Source organism: Thioclava arctica (assembly GCF_040892615.1).
GTDB classification, from domain to species: Bacteria; Pseudomonadota; Alphaproteobacteria; order Rhodobacterales; family Rhodobacteraceae; genus Thioclava; species Thioclava arctica.
The window spans coordinates 1-26,861 of sequence record NZ_JBFRYC010000018.1 but is presented as its reverse complement, the minus strand read 5'-3'; the positions used below and the strand labels follow the sequence as shown (position 1 = coordinate 26,861).

At 58.0% G+C, this 26,861-nt stretch carries 13 protein-coding genes, 1 tRNA gene and 1 rRNA gene; 8 read left to right on the top strand and 7 right to left on the bottom strand.

Annotation, left to right across the window (positions count from 1 at the left end):
- Nucleotides 1–28 precede the first annotated feature (28 nt).
- The 7 genes from AB4874_RS18275 (at nt 29) to AB4874_RS18245 (ending at nt 8,392) form a co-directional block, all read left to right on the top strand.
- A complete protein-coding gene (locus tag AB4874_RS18275) occupies nt 29–1,630 on the top strand; it encodes a GMC family oxidoreductase (RefSeq protein ID WP_368393059.1) in 1,602 nt (533 codons plus the stop codon).
- Complete coding sequence (iolG, locus tag AB4874_RS18270) at nt 1,627–2,655, top strand: inositol 2-dehydrogenase (RefSeq protein WP_368393058.1); 1,029 nt, start codon at nt 1,627–1,629, stop codon at nt 2,653–2,655. The genes AB4874_RS18275 and iolG overlap by 4 nt, the downstream gene beginning before the upstream one ends.
- A 156-nt stretch (nt 2,656–2,811) precedes the next feature.
- On the top strand, nt 2,812–3,258 hold the full coding sequence (locus AB4874_RS18265) for a DUF6361 family protein (RefSeq protein WP_368393057.1): 447 nt from the start codon (nt 2,812–2,814) through the stop codon (nt 3,256–3,258).
- A 678-nt stretch (nt 3,259–3,936) separates the two neighbouring features.
- A complete protein-coding gene (locus AB4874_RS18260; protein ID WP_368393056.1) occupies nt 3,937–4,140 on the top strand; it encodes a helix-turn-helix transcriptional regulator in 204 nt (67 codons plus the stop codon).
- The gene (locus AB4874_RS18255) at nt 4,137–5,378 is read left to right on the top strand and encodes a hypothetical protein (protein ID WP_368393055.1); all 1,242 of its coding nucleotides are present in this window, start codon (nt 4,137–4,139) and stop codon (nt 5,376–5,378) included. The genes AB4874_RS18260 and AB4874_RS18255 overlap by 4 nt, the downstream gene beginning before the upstream one ends.
- Nucleotides 5,375–6,964 carry a DNA primase family protein gene (locus AB4874_RS18250; protein ID WP_368393054.1) on the top strand — a complete coding sequence of 530 codons (1,590 nt, stop codon included), beginning with the start codon at nt 5,375–5,377 and terminating at the stop codon, nt 6,962–6,964. Before AB4874_RS18255 ends, AB4874_RS18250 begins: the two co-directional genes overlap by 4 nt.
- 219 nt (nt 6,965–7,183) lie before the next feature.
- Complete coding sequence (locus AB4874_RS18245; RefSeq protein ID WP_368393053.1) at nt 7,184–8,392, top strand: hypothetical protein; 1,209 nt, start codon at nt 7,184–7,186, stop codon at nt 8,390–8,392.
- A gap of 251 nt (nt 8,393–8,643) precedes the next feature.
- On the opposite strand, the gene AB4874_RS18240 is transcribed toward AB4874_RS18245, so the two are convergent.
- The 5 genes from AB4874_RS18240 to AB4874_RS18220 all read right to left on the bottom strand — a co-directional run bounded on the left by AB4874_RS18240 (nt 8,644) and on the right by AB4874_RS18220 (nt 19,919).
- Nucleotides 8,644–11,943 (bottom strand): DUF499 family protein, encoded by a 3,300-nt coding sequence (locus AB4874_RS18240; protein WP_368393052.1) that lies wholly within the window; start codon nt 11,941–11,943, stop codon nt 8,644–8,646.
- 10 nt (nt 11,944–11,953) lie between these two features.
- Nucleotides 11,954–14,776, bottom strand: a complete 2,823-nt coding sequence (locus AB4874_RS18235; RefSeq protein WP_368393051.1) for a DUF1156 domain-containing protein — start codon at nt 14,774–14,776, stop codon at nt 11,954–11,956.
- 400 nt (nt 14,777–15,176) lie between these two features.
- Nucleotides 15,177–18,689 carry a DUF8742 domain-containing protein gene (locus AB4874_RS18230; protein WP_368393050.1) on the bottom strand — a complete coding sequence of 1,171 codons (3,513 nt, stop codon included), beginning with the start codon at nt 18,687–18,689 and terminating at the stop codon, nt 15,177–15,179.
- A gap of 549 nt (nt 18,690–19,238) precedes the next feature.
- A tRNA-Ser gene (locus AB4874_RS18225) sits at nt 19,239–19,328 on the bottom strand.
- Nucleotides 19,329–19,448: 120 nt separating this feature from the next.
- Nucleotides 19,449–19,919, bottom strand: coding sequence for an Lrp/AsnC family transcriptional regulator (locus tag AB4874_RS18220; RefSeq protein ID WP_368393049.1), 471 nt, complete (start codon nt 19,917–19,919; stop codon nt 19,449–19,451).
- Between the two features lie 105 nt (nt 19,920–20,024).
- Here AB4874_RS18220 and putA point away from each other — a divergent pair, with 105 nt between their 5' ends.
- The gene (gene putA, locus AB4874_RS18215; protein ID WP_368393048.1) at nt 20,025–23,336 is read left to right on the top strand and encodes a bifunctional proline dehydrogenase/L-glutamate gamma-semialdehyde dehydrogenase PutA; all 3,312 of its coding nucleotides are present in this window, start codon (nt 20,025–20,027) and stop codon (nt 23,334–23,336) included.
- Nucleotides 23,337–23,408: 72 nt separating this feature from the next.
- Here putA and ileS read toward each other — a convergent pair whose 3' ends face one another.
- Together ileS and rrf are read right to left on the bottom strand one after the other, a co-directional pair.
- Complete coding sequence (ileS, locus tag AB4874_RS18210; protein WP_368393047.1) at nt 23,409–26,393, bottom strand: isoleucine--tRNA ligase; 2,985 nt, start codon at nt 26,391–26,393, stop codon at nt 23,409–23,411.
- A 362-nt stretch (nt 26,394–26,755) separates the two neighbouring features.
- Nucleotides 26,756–26,861, bottom strand: a 5S ribosomal RNA gene (gene rrf / locus AB4874_RS18205); the annotation flags it as partial.

Genomic DNA, 26,861 nt, shown 5'->3' with positions numbered 1-26,861 from the left:
ATGGAATTTGCGGCTGGAGGAAAATCACATGACAAACGACACCTATGACTACGTGGTGATCGGCGCCGGATCAGCGGGCTGTGTCGTTGCTGGACGCTTGGGGGCAGCGGGCCACAAAGTTCTGCTGCTTGAGGCTGGCGGAAGCGACCGTAATCCTTGGATTCACATCCCACTTGGCTATGCACGTCTCTATGCAAACCCATCCGTAAACTGGTGCTACACGAGCGCGCCGGAACCACAATTGAACGGCAGACGTCTGTTTCAGCCACGCGGCAAGGTGATGGGGGGAAGCGGGGCCATCAACGGGATGATATACATGCGCGGTCAGCCCGAGGATTTCGACGGTTGGGCCGCGATGGGCTGTGATGGCTGGTCTTGGAGCGAGGTTCTGCCCTTCTTTAAGAAGAGCGAGGATCAGGAACGGGGGCCCGACCAGTTTCACGGTACAGGCGGGCCGGTTTCAGTCTCGGATCTTCCCTCGGGCCACGAATTGGGTGAGGCGTTTCATGCCGCCTCTGAAGGGCTGGGCGCGCCGCGCAATGATGATTTCAACGGCGCGACGCAATTGGGCACAGGTTATGTTCAGACGACTACCAAGAACGCGCGGCGCTGGAGCACCGCAAGAGGCTATCTGCGCGGGGTTGCGGTGAAAAACATCCGGATCGCCCGGCACGCTTTGGTCGAGCGGATTGATGTTGCCAACGGGGTCGCGACCGGGGTGCGTTGGCGCGATCGCTCTGGGGCGCAAAGGGCGACTGCCCGCGCTGAGGTGGTGCTCTGCGCGGGCGTCTTCAACTCACCGCAGATCCTGCAGCGCTCCGGCATCGGACCCGGCGCGCTGTTGCAACAACATGGCATAGAAGTCGTGCATGATCTGGCCCCAGTCGGAGAGAACCTTCAGGATCATTTCGGGATTGGGGCAGAATTCCGTTCAACACGGAAATCAACAGTCAATGATATGTATAACAACCCGCTGCTGGGCGGAGCGCAATTGTTGCGCTATCTATTGTTCCGAACCGGGCCGTTCGCCGACAACGGGAACTATTCCAACACTTTCATTCACAGTTCGCCCGACATACCGACCCCTGACATGATGGTGACATTTATGGCGTGGTGCACCGACGAAGACCTGAAGCCTCGCCCCTTCTCGGGCTTCACGATCTTGGCAGAACATATCCGTCCTGACGCGCGCGGCCATGTGCGCATAACCGGCGCGGGGCCCAACGACGAGCCTGAAATTCAGTTCAACTTTCTTGCAACTGAAGACGATTGCGCTGCAGCGATCTCCGGATTGAAATACGCCCGCAAAGTCGCACAGACACCGCCAATGGCGGATTGTGTCGCAACTGAGATTTCTCCCGGCCCGAATGTGGAGCAGGACGATGATGTGGCCTTGCTCGACTATTGCCGCAGCAACGGCCTGTCGCTATTGCACGGGGTCGGCAGTTGTCGCATGGGCAAAGGACCGGACGCAGTGGTCGACCCTCGACTGCGCGTTCATGGCGTGCGTGGTTTGCGCGTAATTGATGCTTCGATCATGCCGCTGATCGTTTCCGGAAACACCAATGCCGCCGCCATCATGATCGGCGAAAAAGGTGCGGCCATGATCTTGGAGGATGCAAAGCGATGATCGGAGTTACAATCTTCGGATCGGGACGCATGGGGGCAATCTACGCCGCGGCACTGGCCAGCAGCGCACATGCGCGTCTCGTTAGCGTGGTAAACCCAAACCTGTCCTCGGCAGAACGTCTGGTCGCGCAGCATGGTGGGGTGGCACTTCGCGACCCAGATGCCGCCCTTGCCGACCCAAGCGTAGACGCCGTCATTATCACCACCCCAACCGATACACATCTGGAGTTTATCCAGCGCGCAGTTTCGGCAGGCAAGGCAATCTTGTGCGAGAAGCCGCTGGATCTATCGCTGGATCGGGTCGATGCTTGCGTTGATTTGATCACCGAGAGCGATGTCGCTTTTATGCTTGGATTTAACCGGCGATTTGACCCAGGCGTTGGGGCGCTGCGCGAAGCCGTTGACGCAGGGGACGTCGGCAAGCTGAATATATTGATGCTAACCAGTCGTGACCCAGCGCCTCCCCCACTGTCCTACATCCGTACTTCTGGCGGCTACTGGGCGGACAGCACGGTGCATGACATCGATTTGGCTTGCTGGATCGCGGGCGAGCAGCCCGTCAAAGTGTTTGCCACCGGCAGCTGCCTTGTCGATCCCGGGATTGGCGAGGCTGGTGATGTAGACACATCTATGACCATCCTGAAAATGCCGTCAGGTTGCCTCGTGCATATCAACAATTCCCGCCGCGCGGTTTATGGTTTCGATCAGCGGATCGAGGCCTTTGGCGATGCTGGGATGATACAAGCCGCCAACCTCCATGAAGACAATCTCTTGCACTGGGATAGTAAACGCACGAAGGCAAAAGCGCCGTTGGAGCATTTTTTTCTCGAACGCTACGCCAGATCATTTCAACTTGCGTTGGAAGCGTTTGTTTTAGCGGTTGGTGAGAACAACCCCCCTACCCCAACAGCAAGCGACGGCCACCGCGCACTGGCAATTGCATTGGCGTGTGAAGACTCGCGCAGACGAGGGTGTTGGGTGCGACCGCAATACCGCGACTATGGAAGCGCAGGTATCTCGAAATGACTGGTGCACACCGTGGTCCGATCGTGCTAGTCACGACGGGCAAAGTCATTCCCGTCACTCCCACCCAAATCGTCGAATAAAGAAGCCGCGGGACGCCAATGTCTTCACTTTCTTGTATTGATTTCGATGAAGCCGAGCGCCAGCGCGCAGCGGGTCATGGCGCTATTTCAAGAGCGGGAAACCCACGATGAGCTTGGTCTGGGCGGTATCTGCGATTCGATCGCCAACCATCTTTTCCCGGGGACCAGCACGATCCAGACCCGTCTGCGCTACATGCTATTCATCCCTTGGCTGTTCCAGAATCTCGAAGACTCGTCGACCGAGCCGGATCAACTCTCGAGCGAAGCGCGCATACTCGAAAACAGGCTCGCCAAGGCCATCAAGGCTGGCGGCACGTCAAGCGGCATCATTGGCAGGGTTGCTGGCGCAAAGATTCAAAGGTTACCCAGTTCGGTCTATTGGGCAGGCCGCAGAACATGGGGTATCCGTCTCTTCACGGGATCGACCGACAATCTGTTTTCTTCCATGCTCCATCTCCAACGCATGCGGCCGCGCGTTCGCGAGAGCGAGTGTAATCGGCGGAGCAATACTCGGCCACGGTAGCGCCGCAATGCCCTAGTCGGTCGTCTTCGCGCCAAACTGTCTTACGCATGCATCGTCGCATTGAAACCAGGTCTCATTATTGTGGACGAGTTTCAACGTTTCCGCGACTTGCTCCAAGGCGAAACCCCGGCTACTGAGCTCGCCCGCGAACTGTTCGAGTATTCGGACGGCGATGGCCATGCCGCACGCACGCTCATGCTTTCAGCCACACCCTTTCGGCTTCCTCACAGTCGGCCGAAAAGGCAGGCAGTTCACGGAAGCCGATTTCCCCGAAAACGGGGCGCCTTATTTCATGCGTAATTACACACGGGCGAACGAAGTACAGCGCCAACACCCGCCTTTAGGAACCCGCCATTCCGTAATCGGCCCCAACCGGCCAATAGTACATACAGCGGCGAGTAGATTCCCAACCTTATGTAGATGCTGCGAAGGTTCCGCTTGGCCTGACCGCGACCGCCCGCAAAGGGCTAGTGCCCAACTTCCCTCTTCCCTTAGCCAAGAGCTGCAGTGGGCCGTCCTTGCATATCAGACCCACGTTGAGGGGCTGATAAGAATTGGAGCCCAAACGAATTTCGCAGCCTGACTTCTCCGCATCGATTTAATCTCGAAGTTTGGCCGCATTCACAAACCGCATCACGCATTACCACTCGGTACTTACACAGTATCTGGAGAAAGATCATGATGTCTGAGCAACTGATGAAGCGCCGCGATGTAGAAGAGTTGACCGGTTTCTCGCGGACAACGATTTACCGACTGATGTCGGAGGGAACATTTCCCCGCCCCCTTCGAACGAGCGCAAATAGCGTCCGCTGGCGGCTGAGCGACCTTCAATCGTGGATGGACACCTTGTCCATCACCTCGACACCGGGAGTGCATCAATGAACGGGATCGCACAAAACACTTCGACCGGCGGCTACAACCCATTCACAGCATCTATGGTGACCGGAAGTGGGGTGCATGGTGGCCCGAATGGCTCAATGAGCTATGAGGAGTTGGTCGCAGCTGCGACGCGGCTGGCAGACGATGAGAGCCGCTTCGACTGGCCTTGCCTCCCAAAAACGAGCGCCCAGTGGCTTCTGCCCTCCGTATACCCATCCCGCAAAGCTGCGGATCAGGTAAACTTTGGCTCATTCGCAGCGCTTATGGTCGATATCGATGGCGGCAAGGCGGCATTCACGGATGTGGCGCAAGCCGTCTTGGCTGCGACAGGCGGCGCTGTGGCGCTCGTATACTCAACCAAGAGCGCTACCTTTTCGAATCCCCGCTGGCGCGTCGTCATTCCACTAGAATGGCCCATTTCTGGTGCTGACTATGCCGACACCGCCTTAGCACTCTACAGCCTCATCCGAGAGGCAAGCGCGGGGCGTGTACAGCCAGATGACGCCGTGGCGCGGCCAGGTCAGATCTCCTTCATCCCAAACGCGCCAGATGGCGACCCTCGGGGGGAGGACTACCTCGCCTTTGCTGGAGAAATTGGAGATAACCCCGACTTTGCGCTAGATCTGACCGACGATCATCCGATTGTTCGTCGCCGTCAGATCCTGTGCAAACAGAGGCATCAGGAGGTTGAAGCCGCAGCGACGCAGGCGAAACAACGGCGAAAAGGCGGGGCGACACTTATCGATCGCTTCAATGCCCGCCATAGCATCGCCGATCTTCTGAAGGCCTATGGATATGACCAGGGAACGGATCCGTCCGGCAGGTGGCCTACCATGCACTGGCGCTCGCCCTATCAAACTTCGGGAAGCTATGCGACGCGACTCTATCCTGCGGAAGAGGCTATAGAGCGGTGGGTGAGCCTCTCAGGAAGCGACGCCAAGCGCGGGCTGGGGGCCAAAGCTGCCAGCGGTGGGGCAAGGTTCGGCGACGCTTTCGACCTCTATGCTCACTTTGAACATGGAGGTGACGCGACAGCTGCGCTCGAAGCTTGGCAGACGCGTTGCGACGACGAACGTCACATGGAGGTCGCGAGGCAACTGCCACTCCTGCGGCGGGGGCGCGCTGTTCACCTTGCCACGCTGCGCCTCCTCGTCGGACGTGTAGTAAAAGCCAAGGCAGCAGCTCCAAACTTGAGCGCCTTGCGCGATTCCAGTCTACGCCAAGAGGAGACGGACAAATGAACACCCAGACATCGAACGAGGCCACTGACGAGCGCGTAGCAGCTTTGGCAGCCACTGAGACCGACGACACGAGTTTGGCGCAGGCGTGGATTGCAATAGAGGGTGGTTTGGATGGCGAGGGGCAAGAAAGTGCTGAGATCGTACGCGCCAGCGACGGCGAAATTCGAAGCTTTGATTGCAATAGCGGATTGTGGTCTTCGTTGGATGTGCCGGCAGCACTGAACTCGATTTCTCGGTTCTTGAGTGAGGTGGCGGATGCAAAACTGCTCGAAGCAGAGGCAAAGCTACGCGCAGGCGAGATTGAGAAAAAGTCACTTGATGCGGCAAAGACCCTTCAAAGGAGACTGCGCTCTCAAACACAGCTCAAAGCGGTCTGGCATATGGCCTGCATCCACCTCAAGTCGGTTGCAGTGGATGACTTTAATGCAAACGTTGAGCTGCTTGGAACGCCTGGCGGTGTGATCGATATAAGATCAGGCGCGTCGAGGGATGCAAGCCCGGCCGATATGGTCTCACACTCTACTCGACTTACCCCGGCGGCATCGGGAATAGCCGCACCTCGTTGGGAGTCGTTTCTATCGGACGTGTTTGACGGCGACGCCGCAAAAATTGGCTTCATCCAGCGGCTCTTGGGGAGCGCGCTCGTTGGCGATGTCTCACCGCAGAAGTTCTTCGTTTTCTACGGTCGCGGCGCGAACGGCAAATCTGTTATTCGTGAAGTACTGCACTCGATTTTGGGGACCTATGCGACCACCGCCTCGGCAAAAGTGTTCATGCAGAGTTTTGGAGATCGGCATCCGACTGAGATCGCCTCACTTGCCGGCAAAAGGTTGATACTGGCCAGCGAAGTGCCAACCGGGCGGATGTGGAATGACACGCTCCTGAAGGATCTAACCGGCGGCGAAAAGATCACGGCAAGGCGGATGCATCAGGACGAGTTTTCGTTCACGCCTCGGGGCACGCTTCTGTTTACCGCCAACACGCTGCCATCCTTCCCTGGGGCGCAGGAGGCAATGCGGCGGCGCATCGTGTTGATCGACTTCAAGAGGACATTCGCCGAAAATGAGCAGGATCCAAACCTTGGCACTAGACTCGTCGAATGCGAAGGATCCGCGATCCTTAGGTGGATGATTGAGGGGGCGCGGAAATTCCTTACCGACGGCGGCGGAGCCTTGGGATTGAAGATCCCACACGAAATATCCGACTCAACGCGGCTGTATTTCGAGGAGGAAGACATCGTCCTCCAGTTCCTAAGGGATGAGCAAAGCAGTTCGCTTAGCGTGATCAAATGGTCTGAAGGCACCTTCATCAGCACCCAAACGCTATTTGGCGAATTCCGTCGATGGACCGATGAGAACGGTCATAAAAATTGGTCGACGCGCACTTTGACGAAAGCGCTGCGTGAGAATGCCGCGCGCTACGGATTGGCCGAAAAGCGTACAAAATCAGCGCGTGGCTTCGAGGTTCATCGGCTCCTAGTTAAGCCCAGCCAAAGCGGCGGCCAGAGCGCAGGTCGAGGTGCGTTCGGGAAGCTTCACGCCCTGAAAGCGACGGGCAACTCGGGTGACGCAGCAGATGAAGAATGACTGAGTTCATGACAGGCCTGCGGGGGGCTGGGTTTGCCGGCGAGCGCATGGCGCCGGCGGGGGTGTATTGGGTCACCTCCGTCATCACTTGGTCACACCTTCAGTCACCAGACATGTATCTGTTTCTAAATGTTTAAGTCTCTTCGGTGACTAAATGACTGAGAGATTTAAGATAAGGTCGAAAGAGTCCGAAAAGAGAACATAAGGGTAACGCGCGCTATGGATAATAAAACGAAGTTACCTGAAAAAATTCAGTCATTCAGTCACCTGCCCCATCGGAGGTGGCAAGACGCAACAAGTATTGCACAGCCCCTCTACAGCCCCCGCTGGCGCTGGTCACCGCCAGTTGCCTTCGCACCACCCGTCATTGGAGGTGCACCGCAGGCGCATCCTTTAGACATCTTAGGAGTTCTTGATCCACCTGGGACTGCGGCCTCGCCACTCTGCGCCTTTCCCAACGCCTTCATCGACGCAATTGAGCATGCGACGCAAACATTCGGAGCGCCTCCCTTTGCCGTTCTGCTCGCAGTTCTTGCCGCCTATGAGGCGGATCTGCCCGAAGAAGCCAGGCTGAATCCCGCAGCCGCGCCCATCCTTGTCGGCTCGTTCGGACCTGGCGCCGCAGCCGCCCGACGGGCCGCGATGGCGGTGTATCCCAAAGCCAGCCGGCATATCGTTGAACTTTATGCTGTTAGGGGCGCGCCCGGCCAGAGCGATGATGATCCGCTGCGAATGGGCATTTGGCCAATTCTCTGCCCAGCGTATTTGCCCAAATCGCTATCTACGCCGCCCCCGACAGTGAGACCATTCACACCGACAGACCTTCGATCTGCATCGTCGGCGCGATGGGCCACCGGGAGGGCGACATGTAATCAGCGACAGCTCCTCGCCTCAATCTGTGGTGACGACGCTGAATCCACATTCCTTCCTCCGGATGCGCGCCACTGGATAACCGCCCTCCCCCGCCTGATGGATCGACTTGGCTTCGTTCTCACCGTGCTGACCTCGTCTGGCGACCATCTCAGAATGGTCAAGCATTTCGACCCGAGCGCCAAGTTCAGAGTTCTAGATGAAATGGCGGAAACGGCCTGTGAACTGGCCTTGGTCGCCCGCATCCACCTGATTGCCTTCTACGCTCGCATCCGCCCTGCCCCCACAGGCAGAGTCCACCGTGCCGCAGCGGCTCTGCTCCGCCATCGGCAGAAGTCCGTCTCACCGACGACCTTGACCTCTGCGATAACGGATGCGGATCTGCGGGACCTAGTTGCTGCAGGCTGGCTGGATCCGAATGAAGACGATGCTCCTGGTGGTGGCAGGCATGGCTATGCGCCAACAGATGCCCTCCAACGAATTGGAGCCGCCGAATTGCCCAGGAAGCGGCCGTCGCGGCCGCAGCCGATTTGTGTTGTCAGCGATTGTGCCTACTGACAAAACTCTGTTTCGCATCGTGACCTGCCGAAATCGGCCAAGCACGCCCTCGTTTTCCCAAAGTGCGCTCTAGCCTTGTGCATCTTGCGAGGAGACCAAGAAGAAAGACGCAGGTTCGATCCAAACAGTAGGCCGCAGGGAATCTTGGCAGACCTAGCTTTAGCGTCAGCGATAAGTTGAGCCGCATTGTTCTTCCAAAGCAATGCTTCAGCGTATGTCAGCCTTAAACACATTTGATTCCCTGCTGCCCATCACTTGATAGATTTGTCGATGAAGCCCAGCGTAGTTGCATTCTCAATCAAAGTTCTAACCTTGGCGCGATCCAGGCCCGAGGGGACCTCGGCATCAATTTCCAGTTTCAGCGACACATCACTGCCTGGAAGTGTGGTCAGTTGCTCAATAATTGCTTCCACGATTTGATGGATATCGCGCGCCGGCCGGTCGGCAGAGATCATGACAGTACCTGCAAAACGTGTGGGGTTCTTTTCCAGGACGGGAGCCGGCTCTCCACCCGGATCACCACCTAGCGTTGGCGAAGGGCGATCGGGGGCCGCGGTAACTGCTCCGCCCACCCCAGAGGGCTCTTCTATTGGTTTCGGCCGGTGAGCCTCTGCGACGTCGGGTTTTATGATGAGTGAATCGCTGTCGATCACAACCTGAACGTGGCTTGGACCTGATATCGCCAGGCCGACGTAGCTATTCTTAGATTCATCCCATCGATCAGCGTATGCAAAAGGACCAGGAAGCATCCCAGTGACCGCTGACTGAACGGCTTTCGCAAGTACGCCGCGGTTCTTAACGCGCGGCAAGTAGGTGTAGCGGTTCATGTACTCCCACAAATCCTTCAGGAAGAGGTGGTTTTTTCCATTCCAGATGTACTTTTGCAGTTCGCGATCCAGTCTAGCTGGCCCAATTTCGGGCAACAGCCCCTCGTCACTGACAAGTTTCTTGCTTGCACGCGCCAGTAACCCGTCCTGAGCAGGCACTTTGGCTGACGTCCACTCGAGGTCTGCCTGCGCGCTTTCCTGAATTGGATAAAGCAGATAGCACCAAGCCTCCTTCAGGCGGGTTTTTAGCGTCTCATTGCCTTCAGTGAGCTTTGCCTTGGCGAGCGCGCTATCGCTCTGCGTCAGGTTGAGACGGTCCGTTTCGCGAACAATCTCTGCCCACGCCAGAGCGGAGCGCATTGCAGCCTTCAAGTTGTCGAGCTGACGCTGCTCAGCCGCCAAGAACACAAGCATGTTTCGGTAGACACGCGGCGTGCTCCCACGCTGCATCAGGATTTCCTTTGCTTCAGCCAGCGCTTCGGAGCCCTCTCTTCCTGTGTGCGGATGAGCCACGCCCAGAATGACGGCACGCACGCCGCCCGGTTCATCGGGCACGTCAGACGAGCCTCCCGGAGCTACCTGCACAGCATCAAAGTGTCCACGGTCACCGAGGCCATTGATATAGCCAACGAGTGCCTTGTCGATTTCCATCAGGACAAGAGCTTCCTCAAGCTGACCTGCACGATCGGCAGCGATCCGGTTCAGGCTCGCCGACATCGAATACCAATAGCGGCCGAGATCACTGTGCATGAACTTAGCTTGGTTGGTCAGGCGTCTGAGAGCATCACCAAAAATAGCCGGACGCTCACCTGGTTGGACGACACCGAGGTTGATCTGTTTGTCGTCTAGGCCTTTGTTCTCTTGGCCATGTGTCGGCGCAGTTCCCATAAATATGGAACGTGCAATTCTTCTCGTTGCGGAATAGCGGTTTAGGTTCGGAGCAGATTGGTCGATTTTGTAGGGAGTTGAGCTGACGCCATCCACATCGCCCGCGATAATCGACTGCCAACTTGCGTCGAGATAATGGAGCAGTTCTGGCTCAACACGGGCCGTGCTGATTGCCACGCTTCCGGGCATGATCATGACAGATGGGTCGTTGCCCATCCAGAGCTCGTGGATCACCTGCGCCATCAAACGCAGGACGCCGCGCGTACGCTGAAACTTCTCTAGAGAACCCCAGCTGGTGTAAAGTTGATCGAACAGCTCGGGATGGATCGGATAGGCTTTTTCCAGTTTGCGCCGATAGTCTTCGTCGGCACAGCCCTGCGGGAAATCATTGGTGTTCTCCCGGTAAAGCTTCGCAAACTGTTTAAGTGTGTTGTCACGGTGATGAAACTTGTCACCCGGAATCTCCTTGAACAACCGCCGACGGACGATCTCATAGCTTTCTTCCTGCGATGCGGGGCGCCACGAAGATTCGACCCGGCTGAACGTTTGCTTCAGTCGTGCCAGGGCCTCTTGGCCCCCTTCGCCGCCGACCTCGATTTGCGAGGCTGGCAACGATGCAACCAAGAGCGTTCCTGGGCTTGCTTTTACTGCCTCGGTGAGCGCCTGAACAAAAGTCAGGTTGGCGTCGAATGAGCCAGACGGCAGTCCCTCGACCTTGTAGATTTGGCGCAGATAGGCGACCCATTCGTCGATCAGGATCAGACACGGCGCGCATTTCTTGAAGATCGCTTCGAGCAGGTCGGAGCCGGGCGCAATCCCACTGGCATCCTGTTTGGCTATCATGTCGAACGCATCGGCCCCGCCCAGCTGCCACGCCAGTTCGCCCCAGGTCGTTCGGATTTCCCGACCGCCTTCTAGGCTGATGACGTCTTGTGGGCCACGCGAAGTGCCGACCAATACTGCACGGTTGATCTTCTTGGGTACGGTTAGCTTATTCTTCGACAACAGCTGATCGAGCCCCGGCAGATCCTCAACCGGCGTTCCGCCCACCATGTGGTAGAGCGCTAGCATCGAGTGCGTCTTGCCGCCGCCGAAATTCGTCTGCAACTCGACGACAGGATCACCGCCTGCGCCTGACAGCCGCTTTGCGGCCCCGATCAGCAGGTTGCTCAGACCCTCCGTCAGATACGTGCGGGAGAAGAACTCGGCCGGATCACGGTATTCCGACGGCGCACTGCCGTTGTGCACCTTGGCCAAGTCGGCGGCGAACTCGGCCTGTTGGAACTCGCCCGTCGCCACATCCTGGTGCGGCTCAACCACCTCACGCCATGGCATAAGACCGGCAACCGTATCGACCGAAATGTCAGAGCGTTGCGTTTTCCGCCGCTCCTCATTCCGGGCCAGCTCAGCGTATTTCGTGCGCAGGATCGTATCGCGCGCCGCGCTTATCTTCTCGGCCACATCCTTGGCGCTTACCGATTCCAGCAGCCGCCGCATGGTGTCCAGCGCCCGCTCTGCGTCGTCATAGGTGAAGTTCTCATTGTGCGAGAGCTTGTTGCGCACCTCGAGCAGCTCGGAAACGTATGAGCGTTCCGGATGCCCCAGCACCATCGCAAAGGCCTCTTTCCAGAAGGCCATCATGACCTGCAGCAAACCCTGCTGGTCCCAGTTCACCTGACCGTCACCGTTGGGCCGCAGCCCGCGGACACGTTCAACGACCTGAACTTGCCAGTGCCCAGTGATCTGCGATTCCAGCCGCTTTTCGACGAAGGGGATCAATCCCTCCGGCAGCAGCTCCATGCCTTCGAATACGTGCTGGCGTGTGCTCTTTGCCATGGTCGTCCCCTCAGAAATCCATACGTGTTTGGCCGGTGCCGCGAATATCGACAATCGCGGCGGCCTCTCGGGTCAGGTCCGACCAGTCGGCAATCAATGCGTTGTAGGCGGTGGCCTCTTTCGCATCCTGCCGCTTGTTGGCGCAGATGTCGTAGAGGCAGTAGGCGAGGTCCTTGACCGCCTCGGCTTTGTCGTCAATTTTTCGCAGCAGCAGCGCAGTGTTGTACGAGATGCCGTCCTTCTCATGCGCACGCACAAGGTGCTGGAGGCATTCCCAGACCGTCAAATGGGTGTCCGTCTGCGGCTCCCACTCGGGATCCAGCTCGTCGCGCTTCAGGATGCGGACCTTGCCAGCTTGGCTTTCGACTATACCAGCGTGCTTGACGCTCTCGACCGCAATGCCGCGGGCACGGGCCAGGTTGTCGGCCACGCCATAGTCTCCTTTGCTCATACCGTTCTGTTCGAACCAACTGATGGCAAAACGGGTATCAGGATCGAACTCGCCCTGAATGCCGCCAAGATATTCGTCGAGTTCGGCATTGATAAGCTGCAGCGCGGCCTTCACGCTCATTCGGCTGTCGTCCGATTCCAGTACACCTTGATAGCGAGAAAACACACCCATCCCCGGTCCAATGGCTGATTGCGGCATGTCTGCGGGAGAGACGTTGGCGGCCTGAAGTTCGGCAATCGCGGGGGGCAACTCGCGTTTCAGGGCGCGGATAAACTCTGCGCGGGTGATGACCTCGGCAGTCGCCTCTTTTTTGCGACATACCAGAACGACCGAGTTGGCGAGGGCATTGGTACCCGAGGCAACCATTCGATTAGACATTTCGGTGCGCATCGGCCATGTGCCGACTACAGAAAATCCTGCTTGAACCACAGCCTGCAGGAAGGTCGCCCATCCAGTTGAACTAATGCCTTCTTTTTCGACTTCATTCTGCTTGAAGGCGTAGTAAATGGTTGCTGGAAATTCTGTCCCGACTTCCTCCGTCATTCTCTCGATAGCTTTGGTCATGCCATCAAGAAAGAACTGATCTGCTTCTTGTTGGCCGCCATGACGATATCTGGTCGCGACAAGTTCCTCACGTTTTGGCGTGGACAAGAAGCCGAAGACGTTTGGGAAGACGGCGCCACAATTCCGCTTTAACCAAACATAGAAGAAATCGGATAAATCGGAGTATTCGATATTGTCATAGTAGGGAGGATCAGAAGAAATCACGACCTGTTTTGGGTATTTGACTGTCTGTGCATCGTGTTGCGAAATGGCGCCCGTCGCAGCTGGCACAAACAGTTCAGCCACTCTCGCAACCCAATCCACGTTGCTCAAAAAATTACCGCTTGATGTGGAGAATGGGTTGCCCTCTGCAAAATCCCAAGTCATTGGGATTGCCTGCCGCGCAAAGGTATTTCGAAGCGCTTCCATCTTGGGCGAAGAATCCCAAGAACAAATTGTCGAACCTCGATCTACAGATCGATCAATGGCGAAGGCAAGGAAAACTCTAATCGACTCCGCGTATGCACCAGGTCCACTTCCCCCTTCCGCCAATAGAGCAGAACTCTCCTGCCAGCCACAGTTCGTACAATCTTGAAACACCTGCTCTTGCACTTGATCAAGGGCATCCGACAAGGCAGTCAGAGAAGCCAACTGTCGAGGAAGAAAATAGTCTTCGAATGTTTCGAAGCCATACTTTCGCCCTTGGGCATTGCTAGCGAACGTCCCTCGACACGGCACCTGGAGGAAACTTGTGTCAAGTTCGCCAATTTCTTTGTCAGCCAAGGCCAGCGCGTCCAACTGCTCGGAGGAAGGACTAAGATAAACTCGTCCTCTTTTTCCCTCTGCTGCCACGGCAAGCAATACCCGTCCCATCTCTCCGCGGGACGCCGCTGCATCAACATATGCACCAGAGATCGGAGCGTCCGAAAGAATGCATCGGAAGTTGGCCTGGCCGACCTTTGTCCCCTTTTTTGACTTTGCGATTTCCTCCTTCGAGCCCTTCCTTTGGACTTCGTAGCGGATGCTCTTCGTCTTTCGATCCGGTGTCGCTTCGATCCAAGCCTCCCGCCCGGGCTTGGTCCCAAGAGTAAAGCTGGAAGTAACCGGCACCCTCACATCTGAAAACGCCGGGTCCGGGCTTGGCACCGTACGTGCCCAAATCCAAGCAATCACATTTGCTTTGCCTCCCCCGTATTCCTTCGGTAGATCCACCTGCGGGTAGAGATGTCCGATGCGCTCCCAAGCCTTTTCTCGCATCCATGCGCCATAGTACTTCACGTCCTCCGCAAGCCCTTCGGCGTTGCGATAGTGATTACGTTCCTTCGGGCCAGGATGGATTGGCTCCATGTCCTTGAACTTTGGCGGGATCTCGATCATCGCCTTGCCGATCATCACCGCCACCGGGTTCAGGTCAGACCCATAGGCGGGCAGGCCCAGTCGCTGCGCCTCTAGCGGGATCGACCCGCCGCCCGAGAACGGGTCATAGACCGGTGGCAACTCGTCCCCGCAGGACCGCCGGATCTCGGCCCGCGCGCGCTCCAGCACCTCCTCGTTGGTCGAGTTCTCCCACTTCACCAGATCCTCGATGATCGCGAACAGCCGCTTGCGCTCGGCGTCCTGCGCCTCGGGCGTTGGAAACTCTTCTGGCAGGCTCGAGGGATCGTCCACCAGCTGCGCAAACAACACCGCCCGACACGCCGCCAACGGCCGCCGCGCCCACCACAGATGCAGCGTCGACGGATGCCCATGCCGTATCGACTTCTCCCGCGCCGATGCCGCATTGATCGCTTCCAACGGAATGGCGACCTCGATGAGTTTCTTTTTATAGGTTTGGGTCATGACGTGCTTTCGGGGTATCGCCGGGTGTTAACGGTCTGCGTGTAATTGCGTTCTTGAGCTCTATAGCTTCAAGCCATGGTGGGATTCGAGGTAATCGAGGACCTTGCTCAAGCCCTCAACTACATGAAGCCTGTTCGCACCGAAAGCGTAGTGTCCGGAACTGAGTTGGGTAGGATTGCCTGAATCGGCTTTGTTTCGGAATTTCGTTTTATCTCCATCCTCATCGATAACTGTCAGAGGGTACCGAAACTCTCTTCCAGACAAGTATTGGATTCCATTCGGGCCCCAATTCTGGATACTCCCATTGTAGCATTCGCTTCCGATCAAGTATTCGAGTTCGGCCAGCAATTTCGCTCTTTTTGCCGTCAGCTTTTTAGACGTCATACTTTGTCCCTCACGATCATGCCGGTGTCTCTGCCCGTTCGAGCAGGTTTTTGATGTTCACCTGGATTGCGGTCACGCCGAACTCGGGTTCCTGCGAGAACGGCCTGCGCACATAGCGCGGTTCCTGAACGTAGCCGTCTCCGACCTGGACGATTGCCAGGATGAATTTGTCGGGCTCGTGGAGGGAGGTGATGACCTCTTGCCGTGTGATCATGACGGTGTCAGCGCCATCGATCCGACCCTTCACTTCGATGAAGCGAAGGTGGTCTGACTTGGGATCGTAGGATGCGATGTCGTATCCGACCTTTTGGGCGGACACATCCGACGGCGTATTCCCGAGCGCCTTTTCCGCTTCGATGACAGCGGCCATGGCTGCGAGTTCGATCTCGCGTCTAGCCACGGGATCCTCTGAAAACCCATTTGCCCCGGCACCAGCCATTTCAGGAGTTGTGCCGAGCGATCTGAGTAGTCCGTGGGGAATGACCACCATTCCGCCGCGCACACGCGGAGGCTGGGCCGAGATGAACCTCTCTTGTTCAAGGACTTCCATGCGGCGCTTCAGCCGCTCAGCCAAGTCTTCTGCGCGCCGTTGGGCGTTTTGCCAGTTCAGACGAGTCTTCTTTCCGGCCCGCTCTTCCTCTTTCAGTTCGAATGCCCGGGCATCCCAGTAATTGATCTCTTTCTTGAGCCGCGCCCGCACTTCCTGTTCGACCTTGTCGATTTCGGGCAGGCGGCGCGCTTTGACCTCAGCCACGTGGCGTTGGGCCAGCTCCACCGTTGCAAACCGGACAGCCGTTTTCTCTAGGTCGTTCCGCAGCCAATCAGCGTCCAACAGGGTCTGCGTCAGTGCGATCTCTTCAGGTTTAGCTGGGCGCAGGTTCAGGTGCGGAGCGATGCCTGCGTTGGTCGCTTCACCCTTGCTATCGATCGCAGCGAACTGAAGCCGCTCTGAAATGATGTGTGCCTTGCCGGTCGCCGTGGTGCGCCCGTCCTGAACGCTGTGCTCAAGCAGAAACAGCGCTGCAATGTCTTCGCTTGGGTCCGTGTCGTCGACCAGGATGGCTCCGCGTTTCATCAGGTGATCGTATTGCTCGCGGATTAGGCTGATCACGGATTCGAGTAGCGGGTGCCCGGGACACACAAATGCGGCGACAGGCTGCTGATGGATCTTGCTCTTCTCAAAGCAGATGCGTTCATATTTCTTCTGGATTGGCGCGCCTGAGCCAATCTGCCGGTCGCGCTCCCTTATGCTCATGGGAACGTGAGTGATTTCCCAGCGACCTTCCTCGCGGCGCTTGATCTGACCGCCAAGCTGCTTGAACGCTTCGACAAAGAAGCTTTGCACATGGTGCGGTTGAAGCCTTTGCGCTTCCGCTCGCTCCATCTCAATTCGAAGCTCGTGCACCCTTGCCTGGGGCATAGAGTCATTTGTCAGTGCCCGGCGCTCAAGGAGCTTCAACAGGTGGTTCTGATCGACAGCTCCGTCCACGACATTGAAGAGCCTGGCTTTGACGTCTTCCTGCTCTCCGTACTGGATCGCCTCAAAAAGCAGATCCCTGAGAGCTGTTCCTTCGAACAGCTCGCCAAGGACGTCGTAGACGCGGCCACCCAGAGCTTCGCGCGCTGCTTCCAGCTTTTCGAGCAGACGGGCATAGACCTCGCCCTCGCGGGTGTCAGCTGCGACGAGATTCCAAAGGTGGCAGACCTCAGTTTGGCCGATCCGGTGAATTCGACCGAAGCGTTGCTCAATCTTGTTCGGGTTCCACGGCAAATCATAGTTGACCATGAGGTGTCCGCGCTGAAGGTTGACACCTTCGCCCGCGGCGTCGTTGGCGATGAGCACCAGCATGTCACGGTCTTGCATAAACCGCTCGACCACCTTCCGGCGCTCCTCACGTGTCACACCTCCGTGGATAACCTCGACTGCTTCTGGCTTGCCCAGCCTGGCGCGAACTTTTTCCACTAAGTAGTGGAGCGTGTCTTTTGGCTCGGTGAAGATGATCAGCTTCCGTCGGTTTCCATCCGAATCGACCATCAGATCGTCATCGAGAATCCGGTCGAGCTGCGTCCATTTCGTATCTTTTCCAGACCGAAGGACACCTAGGGCCATCGCCTCGAGGCCCTGTAGGGTCTGAACTTCGATTTCGAGCTGCTCCACCGTTTCGGCAGTCGTTGCGCCCGTCGAGATCAGATCCTCAAGGTCATCGACTTCGTCCTGTCCTAGCTCCTCGATGTTCTTGAGGACTTCCTCTGTGACGTCGGCGGAATGAATAGGTGAGCGAATGCCTTTACGCGCAAGTCGGGCCTCCGCGAGCTCTGCTTCAAGGCGCTCGCGCCGCCTTTTCAGCGACTCGTAGATCGCGGCTGGTGATGATGCCAAGCGACGCTGCAGGATTTGAAGGGCAAATCCGACATTGTTGCGCTTCTTCCCATCCTGGTCGGCGAACCTTTGGACCCGGTTCATCTCGGTCCGGACGTACTCAGTTACGGCACTATAAAGGCCAGCTTCTTCAGGGGAGAGCTCGTATTTTACGGTATAGGCTCGGCGTTCGGGGAATAGCGGACGACCATCAAATTTGAGCAGTTCTTCCTTGGTCAGGCGACGCATCATGTCGGCGCTGTCGGCGTAATGAACACCGTCGCGAAAACGGCCTTCAAACCGGTCACCGTCGAGAAGAGCCATGAACAGCTGGAAGTCCTCTTCCTTGCCGTTGTGTGGCGTGGCTGACATCAGAAGAAAGTGTCGGCATACTTGGCCTAGAAGTTGGCCTAGCTGATAACGCTTGGTGTATTTCACGTCACCGCCGAAGAAGCTAGCGGACATGCGATGCGCTTCGTCGCAGACGATCAGATCCCATTCATTGGATGACAGAAGCTTTTGTTGCAGGTCCTCGTTTCTGGCCAGAACGTCTAGACGCGCGATAAGGCGGTTCCGGTCGTTGAAAACGTTTCCTGACCGGGAAGTTTCGATCATGTCTCGTGAGAGAATATCGAACTCCAGCGAGAACTTTTCGCCGAGTTCGTCTTGCCATTGCTCGACAAGACCGCCGGGGGCAACGATGAGGCAACGCTCAAGATCGCTCCGCGCAATCAACTCCTTGATCAGCAAACCGGCCATGATGGTTTTGCCAGCGCCCGGGTCGTCAGCCAAAAGGAAACGAAGCGGTTGGCGAGGCAGCATCTCGCCATAGACGGCCGAGATTTGGTGCGGGAGGGGATCCACAAGGCTCGTATGGATGGCCAGATAGGGGTCGAAATAGTGCGCCAGCTTGATCCGGTTTGCTTCTGTCACCAAGCGCAGCAAAGACCCGTCTGCATCAAAGGACCAAGCCCGACCTCGCTGCTCAACGCTCAGCCGATGTTCATCGTCTCGATAAAGTGTGGCTTCCGACACTGTGCTATCTGGAACTCTATACACTAGGTTTAGAGCCTGATCACCAATCCAATCAACGGAGATGACCTCGACAGATTGGTTCGGGACCACACCGGCGACGCTAGCTCCGTTCTTGATATCTTCAAGCTTTGCCATCCCGGGACCTCTCTTAGTTCAGGCAACACTGTCTGTTCATCTTGCGCCCAGCAAATTGAAGGATTGGAAGCGAAACCTAGGCAATTGCGTAAGTGGTAGAGCAAAGCGTGTTGAGCATTCAAGAGACGGATCACAAGTTTGCGGCAGCGACGACCAATAATGGGCTGAATTGAAACGCAGTTTTGCAATTTATACTTTGCGGTAGCGACCTCGAAACGGCTGTTGGCTCTGGCGACAGACCCATGGGTAATCGAGTTGATAAAGATCCTTACCGCGCACAAAACATCACTAACTGCTAGCGTTCGGGCAGATTTGACGCGCAAGCGTTGGACGCTCGCTATGCTCAGCCAGTCGCTCCCGGACTACCAACGTCACACAGTTCCTTAGTTGGGCAGGTTGTCGGTGCCGAGTCGAAGTCAGAAAATCGAAGCACGCAGCATTGAGAATGTGTCTGATGGCATGCGCCAAGCAATGGGGGGACAAAATGGGGGACACGCCTCGCCAAATACCCTAAGAAATCATAAAAATCAGGCTATTAATAGGCTTAGGTGGCGGAGACGAAGGGATTCGAACCCTCGAGACCCTTCCGGGCCTACTCCCTTAGCAGGGGAGCGCCTTCGACCACTCGGCCACATCTCCGCTGATCCGTATATTGACCGAGCCTTGGGGAAACAAGCGCTTTTTCGCGCTTTTTTTGTGCGGCTTTGAAATCGGCTTTTGGAACACTTCATGCCATGCGCGCAGGCGGGACATGTTGGGCTAGAGGTTGACGGCGGCGCTTTCGACTACCGCTTCCATCGCGACATAGCTTGAGGTCGCGTGCACATGGGGCAGCGCGGAAATCTGGTCGCCCATCACCCGGCGATATTCGGCGATATTGCGCGTGCGCACTTTCAGGAGATAGTCGAACCCCCCTGCAATCATGTAACATTCTTCAATCTCGGGCACGGCACGCACGGCGGTGTTGAACCGACTCAGCGCCGCCTCGCGGGTGTCGGACAGGCGCACCTCGACATAGGTGACATGGCTTAGCCCCAGCTTGATCGGCGAGAGCATCGCGCGATAGCCCGCGATCAGGCCGCCGTCTTCAAGCACCTTGATGCGCGCCGCAACCGGGGTTTTGGACAGCCCGACGCGACGCGCCAGATCGGTGATCGAAATACGGGCATTTCGCTGCAATTCATGGATGATTTTCCGGTCAATTGCATCAAGCTGCATCGGTTTGTCCATTTTCGCCCTCAATTATGGTCAATTTCACTGTCATACTGGCCGCTTTTGGGGCCACGCGCTAGATGAATGACGATATTGCGATAAAAACCTTAGGGAGATCGCGCGATGACTGACCAATTCTCTGCCTTTACCACTCAAGCGAAATATAGCGATGAGCCCGCGCTGATCGCGGCGCTGCAGGCACAGGCCGCCCTGCCCGATGCGACCCGCACGGCGATCTCGGTGCGCGCGGCTGGATTGGTGCGGCGCATCCGCACCGAAGCGCAACCCACACTGATGGAGCATTTTCTTGCGGAATACGGGCTATCCACCAGCGAGGGCGTGGCGCTGATGTGTCTCGCCGAGGCGATGCTGCGCGTGCCCGATGCCGACACGGTCGATGCGCTGATCGAGGACAAGATCGCGCCGTCTGATTGGGGCAAACATCTGGGCACGGCGTCGTCCTCGCTGGTCAATGCCTCGACCTGGGCCTTGATGCTGACGGGGCGTGTGCTGGACGATGAAAAGCCCGGCGTGGCGGGCGTTCTGCGCGGCGCGATCAAGCGTCTGGGCGAGCCGGTGATCCGCGCCGCCGTGACGCGCGCGATGAAGGAGATGGGGCGGCAGTTCGTGCTGGGCGAGACCATTGAAAAGGCGCTTGATCGTGCGAAAACCCGCGAAACCCAAGGCTACACCTATAGCTATGACATGCTGGGCGAAGCGGCGATGACGGCGGGCGATGCCGCGCGCTACATGCGCGCCTATTCCAACGCGATTGCGGCGATTGCAAAAGCCTGCACCAAGGGCTCGGTCGAGGCCAATCCGGGCATCTCGATCAAGCTCTCGGCGCTGCATCCGCGCTATGAAGTCGCCCAATCCGAGCGCATCATGTCCGAGCTGGTGCCGATGGTACGCGATCTGGCGCGGCAGGCGAAAGCGGCTGGAATGGGGCTCAATATCGACGCCGAGGAACAGGACCGGCTTGTGCTGTCGCTGCGTGTGATCGAGGCGGTGCTAAGCGATCCCGAGTTGGCAGGCTGGGACGGGTTTGGGGTGGTCGTGCAGGCCTATGGCAAACGCGCCGGGCCGACGATCGACTGGCTGCATGCGCTTGCGACCCGGTTGGATCGGCGCATCATGGTGCGGCTGGTGAAGGGCGCCTATTGGGACACCGAGATGAAGCACGCTCAGGTCGAGGGCCTGCCTGGTTTCGCGCTGTTTACCTCTAAATCGGCCACCGATGTAAGCTATATCGCCAATGCCAAAAAGTTGCTGGGCTATAGCGACCGGATCTATCCGCAATTTGCCACGCATAACGCCCATACGGTCGCGGCGATCCTTGAAATGGCCGATGGCGAAGCGTTCGAATTCCAGCGCCTGCATGGCATGGGCGAGCGGCTGCATGACATCGTGATCAAGCAGACCAAGGGCCGCTGCCGGATCTACGCGCCGGTGGGTGCGCATCGCGATTTGCTGGCCTATCTGGTGCGGCGTCTGCTGGAAAACGGGGCCAACAGCTCGTTCGTGCATCAGATCGTGGATGAAGAGGTCGCCCCCGAAGACATTGCGCGCGATCCCTTCGCTGAATCCCATATCGCCCCCGCAGGTCTGCTTGCGCCCGGCGATCTGTTTGGCGCGCGCGGCAACTCAACGGGTTTCGATCTGACCGATACCGAGACGCTGGCGCGGATCGAAGCCGCGCGCGATGTGTCCATTCCCGATGCCACTCCGCTGACTGTGATGCCCGCCTCGGGTAAAACGATCCCGGTGCGCAACCCGGTGAGTGGCGAGATCGTGGCGCAGGTCACGCAGGCCGATGCGGCCACTGTCAGCGCGGCGATTGAACAAGCCCGCCCTTGGGATGCGCCCCCGGCTGAGCGCGCCGACATCCTGCGCCGCGCCGCCGATCTTTACGAAGAGAATTTCGGGGGGATCTTTGCCACGCTCGCCCGCGAGGCTGGCAAATCGCTGCCTGACGCTGTGGGCGAGCTGCGAGAAGCCGTTGATTTCCTGCATTATTACGCCGCTCAAGACGAGGTTCTCACTGCCGCCCCGCGCGGCCTCATCACCGCAATCAGCCCGTGGAACTTCCCGCTCGCGATCTTTAGCGGACAGATCGCTGCGGCGCTGATGGCGGGCAATGCGGTGTTGGCCAAGCCAGCCGAGCAGACCCCGCTGATCGCAGCGATTGCCGTGCGGCTGCTGCATCAGGCAGGCGTGCCGGTCTCGGCGCTGCAACTGCTGCCGGGCGATGGGGGCACGGTCGGCGCGGCGCTGACCAGCGATGCGCGGATCAATGGCCTGGTCTTCACCGGCTCTACCGAGACCGCCAAGCTGATCCAGAAATCCATGGCCGATCATCTTGATCCCGGCGCGCCGCTGATTGCGGAAACCGGTGGGCTGAACGCAATGATAGTGGATTCGACCGCCCTGCCCGAGCAAGCCGTGCGCGACATCGTGGCCTCGGCCTTCCAATCGGCGGGTCAACGTTGCTCGGCACTGCGCTGTCTTTACGTGCAAGAAGACGTCGCCCCGCATCTTATCGAGATGATCAAGGGCGCGATGGATGAGCTGCGCGTCGGCGATCCTTGGCAGCTAAGCACCGATGTCGGCCCCGTCATCGACGATGAGGCGCAGGCGGGCATTGCCGAATATCTCAAGACCAATGCGAACCGCGTCATCCATCAGGTCAGCGCCCCCGAAAGCGGTCACTTCATCGCGCCCAGCCTGTTGCGCGTCGAGGGAATTGCCGATCTGGAGCGTGAGATTTTCGGCCCCGTTCTGCATGTCGCCACCTTCCGAGGTGCAGATCTGGATCGGGTGATCGAGGCGATCAACGCCAAGGGCTACGGGCTGACATTCGGGCTGCACACCCGTATTGACACCCGCGTGCAAGAGGTGAGCGATGCGATCAAGGTGGGCAATGCTTATGTGAACCGAAACCAAATCGGTGCGGTGGTGGGAAGCCAACCCTTTGGTGGAGAAGGTCTTTCCGGGACTGGGCCGAAGGCGGGCGGGCCAAACTATGTGCCGCGCTTTGTGCTGGATGCGCAGGTCACAACGCCCGAGCGCGAGCAAATCCTGCCCGGCCCGACGGGCGAATTGAACCGGCTTAGCCTTGATCCGCGCGAGCCGATCTTGTGCCTTGGCCCGGATGTCGAAGCGCAGATCGCAGCCGTCGAGGCGCTTGGCGGGTGCGCGCTGCGCGATGCCAACGTCACGCCTGAGACATTGGAAACACGCGCCGGAATTTCGGGCGTTATGTGGTGGGGCGATGCAACGACCGGGCGCGCAATGGCCCAAGCGCTGGCGCGCCGCCCCGGCCCGATCGTGACCCTGATCACGGGCCAACCCGATATCGGCCATCTCTATCACGAGCGTCACCTGTGCATCGACACCACCGCTGCAGGGGGCAATGCCGCCCTGCTCGCGGGCTAAACCGCACATAAAAAAGCGCCGGGCAAGTTTCCTGCCCGGCGCTCATTCTGTTTCTTCATCCCGCAGTCGCGCTTAGCCCAAAGCGTCGTTGCAACGCTTGCAGGTGCCGGGGTGTTTGTGGCTGCCGACATCGGGCAGGATCTTCCAGCAGCGCTGGCATTTCTGGCCCATCGCACGCTCAAACACCACCGCGACGCCGGGTTGTTCCGGCAGGCGGAAGGCCTCGCTTGGGGCCGGGTCGGTGGTGACAGAGATCGACGAAACGATGCACTGATCGGCAAAAGCAACCGAGCGCAGCGCATCGGCCAGCTCGCTATCTTCGACATGTACCACCGGCGCGGCCTCTAGCGAGGCTCCGATTTCCTTGGCCGAACGCTGCACCTCAAGCGAGGCCGTCACGACGCGACGCGCACGCCGGATACCGTCCCATTTCTCGGCCAGCACCGCGTTGCGCCAATCATCAGGCACCTCGGGCATGTCTTGCAGGTGGACCGAAGATTGATCGCCGGGGAAGCGCGACAGCCACACATCCTCCATCGTGAAGACGAGGATCGGTGCGAACCACGTCGTCAGGCAGTTGAACAGGTGGTCCAGCACGGTGCGCGCGGCACGCCGACGGGTGGCGTTGGCCGGGTCGCAATACAGCGCATCCTTGCGGATATCGAAGTAGAACGCCGACATTTCCACCGTGCAGAAGGTGAAGAGCGTCTGGAATACGCCTTGAAAATCAAAGCTCTCATAGCCTTTGCGCACTTCCACATCAAGTTCGGAGAGGCGATGCAGCACCCAACGCTCCAACTCGGGCATATCGCGCGGGATCACCCGCTCGTCCTCGGTGTACCCCTCAAGATTGCCCAGCATGAAGCGCAGCGTGTTGCGCAGGCGACGATAGCTATCCGCCACGCCTTTCAGGATTTCAGGCCCGATGCGCTGATCGGCGGTGTAATCGGTCTGCGCCACCCAAAGACGCAGGATATCCGCGCCGTATTGCTTGATGATCTCTTCGGGCACGATGGTGTTGCCGATGGATTTGGACATTTTCATGCCCTTCTCATCGAGCGTAAACCCATGCGTCACCACGTTGCGATAGGGCGCGCGGCCCAAGGTGGCACAGCCTTGCAGCAGCGAGGAATGGAACCAGCCGCGGTGTTGGTCGGTGCCCTCCATATAAACATCAGCAATGCCATCCTTGGTGCCATCGGCGCGGTCGCGCAGCACAAACGCATGCGTCGAGCCGGAATCGAACCACACATCGAGAACGTCAAACACCTGCGTGTAAGCGGCCGGGTCGACCAGCCCGTCGAGCACCTTTTCCTTGAACCCGTCTTGATACCAAACATCCGCACCGTTGGTCTCAAACGCAGCTGCGATGCGGGCGTTGACCTCGGCATTGCGCAGCAGGAAATCGGGGTCGGTCGGCTTGGCCCCGGTCTTGACGAAACAGGTCAGCGGCACGCCCCAGGCGCGCTGGCGCGAGAGCACCCAGTCGGGGCGCGTCTCGATCATCGAATGCAGGCGGTTGCGGCCCTTTTCAGGGGTGAACTTGACCAGCTCTTCGATGGAGGTCAGCGCCCGTTTGCGGATCGTGTCGCCATAGGCGCCCATGCCGTCGTCGAGTTTATGATCAATTGCGGCAAACCATTGCGGTGTGTTGCGATAGATCAGCGGTGCTTTGGAGCGCCAGCTATGGGGGTAGCTATGCTTTATCTTGCCCTTGGCCAGCAGCGCGCCCGCCCAAGCTAGTTGTTTGATATTGCTAACATTCGCAGGGCCATCCTTGCCGTCTTGAGCAATGATCGCCTCGCCGCCAAACAGCGGCAGATCGGCGCGATAGCTACCATCAGGCTCGACGTTATAGGTCATGGGCAGGCCGAATTTCAGGCCCATCTGATAGTCGTCATCACCATGGCTGGGCGCGGTATGCACAAAGCCCGTGCCTGCCTCATCGGTGACGTGATCGCCCGGCAACATTGGCACATCGTAATCCCACTCGCCCTGCGCACCTTCGACGCCAGCATAGGGGTGCGACAGTGTCAGCCCCTCAAGCTCTTGCGCGCTTACATCGCGAACGCGCGTGAAACTCTCGACCTTGGCCTGCTCCATCACACTTTGTGCCAACGCATCGGCGAGTATCATCAACTCGCCCTCGACAGCGGTCGATTTCTCGCCAAGCGTGTCGACGCGGTACAGACCATAGGCAATCGCCGGGCTGAACGAGACAGCACGGTTTTGTGGGATCGTCCACGGCGTGGTCGTCCAGATCACAACGCTCGCCTGATGCAACTGATCGGCCAAAAGCGCCTGATCGGCATCGTCATATTCGACCGGATCATCCGTCGGCATCGTCGCATTGCCGCCGCGGCGCACCTTGAAGCGCACCCAGATCGTGTGGCTGGTGTGGTCGTGATATTCGACCTCAGCCTCAGCCAGCGCGGTCTTTTCAACCGGCGACCACATCACGGGCTTGGACCCCTGATACAGTGTGCCATTCATCAGGAATTTCATGAACTCCTCGGCGATCACCGCCTCGGCGTGGAAATTCATCGTGAGATAGGGATCGTCCCAGTTGCCATAGACGCCCAGACGCTTGAATTCCTCGCGTTGGATATCGACCCAACCTTCGGCGAATTTGCGGCATTCCTGACGAAAATCGACGATATTCACCGCGTCCTTATCGAGCCCCTTGGCGCGATACTGTTCCTCGATCTTCCATTCGATCGGCAGGCCGTGACAATCCCAGCCCGGCACATAGCGCGCATCTTTGCCCATCATCTGATGGCTGCGCACGATGATATCCTTGATCGTCTTGTTCAGCGCGTGACCGATATGCAGATGCCCGTTGGCATAGGGAGGGCCGTCATGCAGCGTAAAGGACGTGCGCGACCCGTCTGCATTTTTCTCACGCAGCCGGTCATAGATGCCGATCTTTGCCCAATGGGCCAACCATTCAGGCTCACGCGCTGGCAGACCTGCACGCATTGGGAAATCAGTCTGCGGCAGGAAAACGCTCTCGCGATAATCGGGGGCGCTTTTGTCGGTCGTCTTATCGGAACACATAGAATTTCGTCCTTGGGGAAGGGATCAGCGCAGCTTTCCGCGCCTTTGACATGGCTCATCCATCCCGGCGACCCTGATGTATCAGAGTGCCGGGCCAATAATTCGTGATATATGGGCCTGCCAAAACATAGCGATCTTATAGGCGCGCCCCGCCAAGGCAGCAAGCGCCTATGACGCGTTGCCTGCGCAACGGAGTGTCCAGAATCCAATCAAATCCGTCCAGTTGGGCGTTTGTGGTTTTGGTTTTCGCCCAGACTCATTGATTTTGGATATTAACACCCAAAAACGGCGCCCTTAATGGGCGCCGTTTTTGTATTATTTTTGGATTGTTTATAGAGATGATTTTGATCGCTTCTTACTAGGTTTGGCGGTGACCTACTCTCCCACGTCTTAAGACGCAGTACCATTGGCGCGACGGCACTTAACGGCCGAGTTCGGGATGGGATCGGGTGTTTTGCTCGTGCTATG

What these genes read in the sequence shown, in the direction of transcription:
- AB4874_RS18275 (WP_368393059.1), top strand. Translation starts at nt 29, where the DNA reads ATGACAAACGACACCTATGACTACGTGGTGATCGGCGCCGGATCAGCG.
- iolG (WP_368393058.1), top strand. Translation starts at nt 1,627, where the DNA reads ATGATCGGAGTTACAATCTTCGGATCGGGACGCATGGGGGCAATCTAC.
- AB4874_RS18265 (WP_368393057.1), top strand. Translation starts at nt 2,812, where the DNA reads ATGGCGCTATTTCAAGAGCGGGAAACCCACGATGAGCTTGGTCTGGGC.
- AB4874_RS18260 (WP_368393056.1), top strand. Translation starts at nt 3,937, where the DNA reads ATGATGTCTGAGCAACTGATGAAGCGCCGCGATGTAGAAGAGTTGACC.
- AB4874_RS18255 (WP_368393055.1), top strand. Translation starts at nt 4,137, where the DNA reads ATGAACGGGATCGCACAAAACACTTCGACCGGCGGCTACAACCCATTC.
- AB4874_RS18250 (WP_368393054.1), top strand. Translation starts at nt 5,375, where the DNA reads ATGAACACCCAGACATCGAACGAGGCCACTGACGAGCGCGTAGCAGCT.
- AB4874_RS18245 (WP_368393053.1), top strand. Translation starts at nt 7,184, where the DNA reads ATGGATAATAAAACGAAGTTACCTGAAAAAATTCAGTCATTCAGTCAC.
- AB4874_RS18240 (WP_368393052.1), bottom strand. Translation starts at nt 11,943, where the DNA reads ATGGCAAAGAGCACACGCCAGCACGTATTCGAAGGCATGGAGCTGCTG.
- AB4874_RS18235 (WP_368393051.1), bottom strand. Translation starts at nt 14,776, where the DNA reads ATGACCCAAACCTATAAAAAGAAACTCATCGAGGTCGCCATTCCGTTG.
- AB4874_RS18230 (WP_368393050.1), bottom strand. Translation starts at nt 18,689, where the DNA reads ATGGCAAAGCTTGAAGATATCAAGAACGGAGCTAGCGTCGCCGGTGTG.
- AB4874_RS18220 (WP_368393049.1), bottom strand. Translation starts at nt 19,919, where the DNA reads ATGGACAAACCGATGCAGCTTGATGCAATTGACCGGAAAATCATCCAT.
- putA (WP_368393048.1), top strand. Translation starts at nt 20,025, where the DNA reads ATGACTGACCAATTCTCTGCCTTTACCACTCAAGCGAAATATAGCGAT.
- ileS (WP_368393047.1), bottom strand. Translation starts at nt 26,393, where the DNA reads ATGTGTTCCGATAAGACGACCGACAAAAGCGCCCCCGATTATCGCGAG.